The organism is Streptomyces sp. NPDC005963 (genome assembly GCF_040638655.1).
Classification (GTDB): Bacteria; Actinomycetota; Actinomycetes; order Streptomycetales; family Streptomycetaceae; genus Streptomyces.
Genome location: NZ_JBEXVD010000083.1, coordinates 1 through 2,177, shown reverse-complemented (window position 1 = coordinate 2,177; position 2,177 = coordinate 1). Strand labels below are relative to the sequence as shown.

1 protein-coding gene is annotated in these 2,177 nt (G+C 68.9%); it reads right to left on the bottom strand.

Translation table 11 applies throughout. The features are described from left to right. On the bottom strand, nt 1-2,177 hold a 2,177-nt coding region (locus tag ABZ348_RS34630; RefSeq protein ID WP_358939984.1), incomplete at both ends, for a polyketide synthase dehydratase domain-containing protein.

Here is a 2,177-nt window from a genome sequence, read left to right as displayed (position 1 = left end):
TGGTGGGCGAGTTGGACGGCTGCCATGCCGACGCCGCCTGCGGCTGCGTGGATGAGGACGCGTTCGCCGGGTTGGGCGCGTGCGATGTCGACCAGTGCGTAGTACGCGGTGAGGAAGACCACGGGTACGGACGCGGCCCGGGCGAACGACCAGCCCTCGGGCACCCGCGCCACCAACCGGTGATCCACAACGACGGTGGGTCCGAAGCCACCTGGCATCAGGCCCAGGACGCGGTCGCCGACGGTCAGCCCGCTCACACCGGGGCCGACCTCCGTGACCACACCCGCACCCTCGCCGCCCATGATGGCGTCGCCGGGATACATGCCGAGGGTGATCAGAACGTCTCGGAAGTTCAGTCCGGCCGAGCGCACCGAGATCCGGATCTGGCCGTCGGTCAGGGGCTCCGCGGCCTCCGGCGCGGACACCAGCGCCAGATTCTCCAGGGTGCCCCGCTCCGTCACATCCAGCCGCCACGGTCCCTCACCGGGAACCACCAGCCCCGGTACCGGCCGTGCGAGACGGGGTACGTAGGTGGCGCCCTTTCGCACAGCGATCTGCGGTTCGTCGGCTGCCAGTGCGGCGGCCAGGGCTGTTCCACACTCCGGGTCTCTGTCCACATCCGCCAGTACGAACCGCTCCGGGTGCTCGGACTGCGCCGAGCGCACCAGCCCCCAGAGCGGCGACTGCAACGCGTCCACAACGTCCTCACCGGGCAGTACGGCGACGGCACCGCGAGTCAAGAGCACCAGCCGTGAGGCCGCGAACCGGTCGTCCGCCAGCCACTGCTGCACAGTTTCCAGGCCCCGTGCGGTCGCCGAACGAAGGCACTCGGCGGCGGAGGCGGAGTCCACGATCGTCACCTCGGCGGAGCAGGACACCACGACGAGATCCGGAACCCCGTCGGATCCTTCGGCCGCGCCGTCCATATCCAGGGATTCCTGGACCACAGTGCCAGCCGAGCGCAGGCCATCGGCGACCCCGAACACATCGTCGCCGATGAGCACGGTCAGACCGGCTGGAGCCGCCTGCCCACGTCCGATCTCGGCCCACGCGATCTCGTACAGCTCGTCGGAGGGCACACCGGAGGAAGCCTCGGCGGACAGAGCGGGGGCGGGACGGGAGACCAGAGACTCGACCGTCGCCACTGTGGCCCCTGTGGGGTCCGCCACGGTTACCGATACGGCATCGGGACTCAGCGGGGTGACCCTGACTCGAAGGCTGGTCGCCCCGGTGGCGTGCAGGGTCACTCCGGTCCAGGCGAACGGCAGCCGGGCGTCGTCCGCGCTACGTCCCAGAACCCCCGCGTGGAGGGCTGCGTCGAGGAGCGCGGGGTGGATGCGGAAGTGGTCGGCGTTGCCATGCTGGTCCTCGGGGAGGGCGACTTCGGCGTACACGTCGTCGCCGAGGCGCCATGCCTTGTGGAGTCCCTGGAAGGCGGGGCCGTACTCCAACCCGCTCTCGGCCAACTCCGGATAGAAACTGACGAGATCCACCGGCGCCGCACCGGCCGGGGGCCATACGGTCAGGCCGCTCTCAGTTCCCTGCGCCGGCTGCTGCCCGGGTGCGACATCGGCGGTGATCAGGGTGCCCACCGCGTGGCGGGTCCAAGGGGTCTCTTCGTCCGACGCGTTCGCAGCACAGGAGTGAATGGCCACGGTCCGCCGTCCGTCGGCTGCCGGGTCAGGGGCGCCCACGAGCACTTGAATCTGCACGGGCTGGTCCGGCGGGAGGCGGAGAGGAGCTTCGAGGGTGAGCTCTTCGACGGTCGCGTTGTTGAGCCTGTCGGCGGCGTGGAGTGCGAGTTCGATGAAGGCGGTGCCGGGGAGGAGGGGGGTGCCGTGGACGGTGTGGTCGTTGAGCCAGGGGTGGTTTTTGAGGTTGATCTGTCCGGTGAGGAGTTGTTCGTGGTGATTGGCGAGTTGGAGTGTGGTGGTGAGGAGTGGGTGGTGGGTGGGTGTGTGTCCGGGGGGTGTGGTGGTGGGGTTGGTGGGGTGGAGCCAGTAGGTGTTGTGTTGGAAGGGGTAGGTGGGGAGTGGGGTGTGGTGTTGTGGCTTTTCCGTCGGTGTTTGTGTGGGTGTTTGGCCTGGTGTGTGTGTCCAGGTGGTGGGGGTGCCGTGGGTGTGGTGGTGGGCGAGGTTGGTGTGGAAGTGTTTGAGGGTGGGGTGTTTGCGGTGGAG